This window comes from Enterobacter genomosp. O (assembly GCF_001022965.1).
In the GTDB taxonomy this organism is placed as follows: domain Bacteria; phylum Pseudomonadota; class Gammaproteobacteria; order Enterobacterales; family Enterobacteriaceae; genus Enterobacter; species Enterobacter cloacae_L.
Map to the genome: position 1 here is coordinate 1 of NZ_LECZ01000009.1, position 3,468 is coordinate 3,468.

Annotated in this window: 4 protein-coding genes; all 4 read right to left on the minus strand. The window is 48.8% G+C overall.

Annotated features, from left to right (window positions below):
• The coding region (locus ABR39_RS00740) for a type VI secretion system Vgr family protein (RefSeq protein WP_047345369.1) at positions 1 to 866 on the minus strand (866 nt) is incomplete at its 3' end.
• Between the two features lie 242 nt (positions 867 to 1,108).
• A complete protein-coding gene (locus tag ABR39_RS00745; RefSeq protein WP_240477042.1) occupies positions 1,109 to 1,546 on the minus strand; it encodes a hypothetical protein in 438 nt (145 codons plus the stop codon).
• Between the two features lie 142 nt (positions 1,547 to 1,688).
• Entirely contained in the window at positions 1,689 to 2,792 is a 1,104-nt protein-coding gene (gene tri1, locus ABR39_RS00750) for an ADP-ribosylarginine hydrolase Tri1 (RefSeq protein ID WP_047345370.1), read from the minus strand.
• Positions 2,793 to 2,841: 49 nt separating this feature from the next.
• A partial coding sequence (locus ABR39_RS00755; RefSeq protein WP_047345371.1) for a bacteriophage T4 gp5 trimerisation domain-containing protein occupies positions 2,842 to 3,468 on the minus strand: 627 nt, incomplete at its 5' end.

Consider the following 3,468-nt stretch of genomic DNA (forward strand, 5'->3'; position numbering starts at 1 on the left):
GTGGCCTGAATCTGCTGGTGCTCCACCTGCCAGCGCTCCTGACGGATGCGGGCGTAGAACTCCGCATGCCCGGTCTCCACAAAGCGGCCCGGCCAGTCGTACACGTCAATGCTGCCCGGCTTCGGCGACGCCGGGTTCTGCTGCGCCTGGAACAGCCACGCGTTCGGCTTGCGGAAGTCGTAATCATCGAGACTGTAAATCCCCGGCGTCACGCTGTCCTCCAGCGCCCACTGACCGATGCCCTCTTCGTCCGTGCTGCCGCCGGACGGCGTCTGGTGGTAAGGAATCGCCTCGTAGCCGCTGAACGGCTGGTGCTGGGTGGCGGCATCAGTCAGCACCAGGGTGTGCTTGTCAGCCTCGTGGCTGAAGTAATACGCTATCCCCTCCAGCTCCATCAGGCGGCTGATGAAGTCCAGGCTCGACTCCTGATACTGCACGCAGTAGTCCCACACCCGGTAGCTGCCGGTGAGTTTGTCCTCCACGTTGACCTGATGCTCGCCCAGCAGGGTTTTCACTATCTGCGGCACCGTCTGCCCCTGGAAGATACGCAGGTTGCGGTCGCGCTTCATCGGCCACAGGTCCGGCTCCACCGTCAGCTGGTACACCGCGTAGCGGGTACCCGTCAGCTCAACGGCGCTCACCGCCACGCGCGTGACTTTGCCGTTGATATAGCGGGAGGTGAGCAGATTCTGCGTCGGAATGGTCACCGTGACCGGCTGCCCGAGTAATTTGCTGCGGTCAATGCGCGCATCCGTGCCGAGCAGGGTCAGCGTCAGCACGAACGACTCGGACATCGCCTCGCGGCCGGAAAGTTTCCAGAAGAGCAGCCCCTCGACCGGGAGCTGAACGGTAATTCGGTTGAGCATAATCGTTATTCCACTATGGGCTAATCTCAGTGCCAGAAGTTAACTCATCGTCAATACGTAATGCGGAAACGCTGTTGATGTGATAATGAGTAGCTGTAAGATTGACTTCCCTTGCCACAAAAATAAAACCACCTTCCCAGTGGCTTTATTTGAATGGTCATACATGAATACCGTGAGGTCACTCTTTTCCAAAATGAAAAGGAGAAAGGTTGATGCGCATTATACAATCTCAATCATCGTACTTACTTAAGCCATAAACCTGAAAACATAAGGACACCTCCCAGAGAAATTAAGCTTTTAGCAACGATAAGTAAGCCAGGAGAGACAACACGTGACGCAGATGATATTTTTTCATAATTCTCCGCGCCATACCTTTTGTGCCCCTTCATAATCCCGGAAAAAATCGTGCATAGCAGCACGACAGTGAACTTTAATCCCCATACGCACAGAAAAGACATAGAAAGCATAATCGAATATTGTTTGGCCGTTGCAAGTGAAAATAATAACATTGACTGAGCAAGCCACTTCAACAAAAATCCAATAACGACAGTCGCCAGCAACACCAGAACGAACACCCCCCCTGTCAGGATCCACTGTTTTTTATTAAACAAATCCTTTCCATTCCAGACAAGTGCTAGCGTCCAAACCATAAACAGAATAAAGAAAAACCAGCGCATCATAGCATTCCTTATTTATATATTTTAATTTTCCCACTCCCTTCTCTGTCGAAGAGGAGGTTACGTTAGCTATGCCATATATCCATATAAATAGTCAAAAATCAGAAGGGGCAATACAAATAAGAATAAGTGACGAAACAATAAGTTATTGTATGAAAGTACCCTGAGGAGCCCTGTCAAATAATTCACCTGCAATTTTGGTGATACGCTCGTGTTGTACAAGTTTGTTTCTCCACTCCAGCGGAATACCGGAATAACCATACAACGCGCCTGCTATTTGTCCCGCCGTCGCCGCGACGCTATCCGCATCATCGGCAAGATTGGCTGCCAGTAAAATGGCATCACGGAAATTATTAGTATTCCATACGGACCACATTGCAGCCTCAAGTGTGTCGATAACATAACCACTTGAACGTATCTGGTCGCGTGTTTTTTGCTTATACTCACCGGCGTTGACGATCATGACACGCGGCTGCAGCGGCATGATGTGTGGTGCAAAAGTAAACTCTTTATTGTGGCCGTTAATTATAACCACAAGTAAATAACTTAAATACTGTGCGCTATTTATTGCTTCTGCGGCACCATGTGTTGCAATACTCTGTTTTTTAGCTTCGTAGAATGCTTTTTTCATTGAATTTCTAAAAAAAATAGAAACCGGTGCCTGTCTAATAATAGAAGCATTGCCTGCGGATTCGGGGGCAGTATCAGCGTTCCAGCCAGCCCCAAACTTGGTATATTGCTCCAAAGCATAACGTGTCACATTGCCTATATCAAAGCAGACACCATTAGAACTATTATAACCATGCTGATACCAATCCAGAAGTTTACTCCGGAAGCAGTTTGTATCAGCATCACCTTTTTCAAGAAGCGTTTCAGCGAGACATAATGCCATGGATGTATCATCCGTCCATTCACCTGCGCGTAGTCGAAATGGTCCACCACCTTCCATATCATTCACATGGGCAACGTCGCGAGGTAAAAACTCGAGCGTAGTACCAACAGCATCTCCTACCGCAAGGCCAATAAGCGCACCTATTGCACGATCCCGTGAATGTTCAGATGGAATATGACAAGACGGTGTTGAATCCCACGTTTTTTCTGTATAACTCTTCAGGAATGAGTCTAATGATTTATTATCATAATTATATTGCATCCTCTGCTGGGTAGAAGGATCGCTAGCGGGCAAGTAATTACGATACTTATCGACATATTTCAATATCGTATTGAAATCAGAATGTAGATCGATCATGATAATTCCTTTCGCGCTAGCTAAAAAATATTAATCATTCTAATTCAGTTTACTTATTGGCATTGAAAACAAAAAAGCCATCCACTTCCTGCTGGATTGCCGTCTGGTGGGATGCCCCAGGAGGATTAATGGCATTGCTTCCACCGGCAGGGTTCAGATGCAGTTCGCCGCCAAGCGTGTTTATTTGCGCATTCTGCTTAGCGGTAAAGTTAAAGTTATTGCCAATGATATTAACGCTGCCATCTTTCGATAATTCAATGGCGCTTTCACCGCACTCGAGCCTCAGTGTATTACCCGCTGAAAGAATATAGTCGTTAACCACTTTGTCACTGCGACTGTTACCCGTCAGGCAGATGACGTTCCCTTTAACGCCCGCATTCTGATTTTTGACAACCCGTAATGTTTCATCCTCTCCCACAAATTGGGTTCGATTCTTTTCAGTCGAATGGGATTCATCATTTTTGACGTTGATATCCAGGTTGCGTTCAGCCTGGAGCCACACCTGCTCGCCCCCCGCCTTATCTTCAAAGCGCAGGGCGTTGGCGTTGTCGACCGAGCCGTCTTTCGTCCGGCTCATAAAGCCCATCTGCGTCGCCGCCGCCGGAAGCGCCCACGGCGGCATGCTCGCGTCGTTGTACACGCGACCGGTGATTATCGGCCGGTCCGGGTCGCCGTT

Bases quoted from the DNA above. Each gene is read 5' to 3' on its own strand.
- ABR39_RS00745 (WP_240477042.1), bottom strand. From the start codon at position 1,546: ATGATGCGCTGGTTTTTCTTTATTCTGTTTATGGTTTGGACGCTAGCA.
- tri1 (WP_047345370.1), bottom strand. From the start codon at position 2,792: ATGATCGATCTACATTCTGATTTCAATACGATATTGAAATATGTCGAT.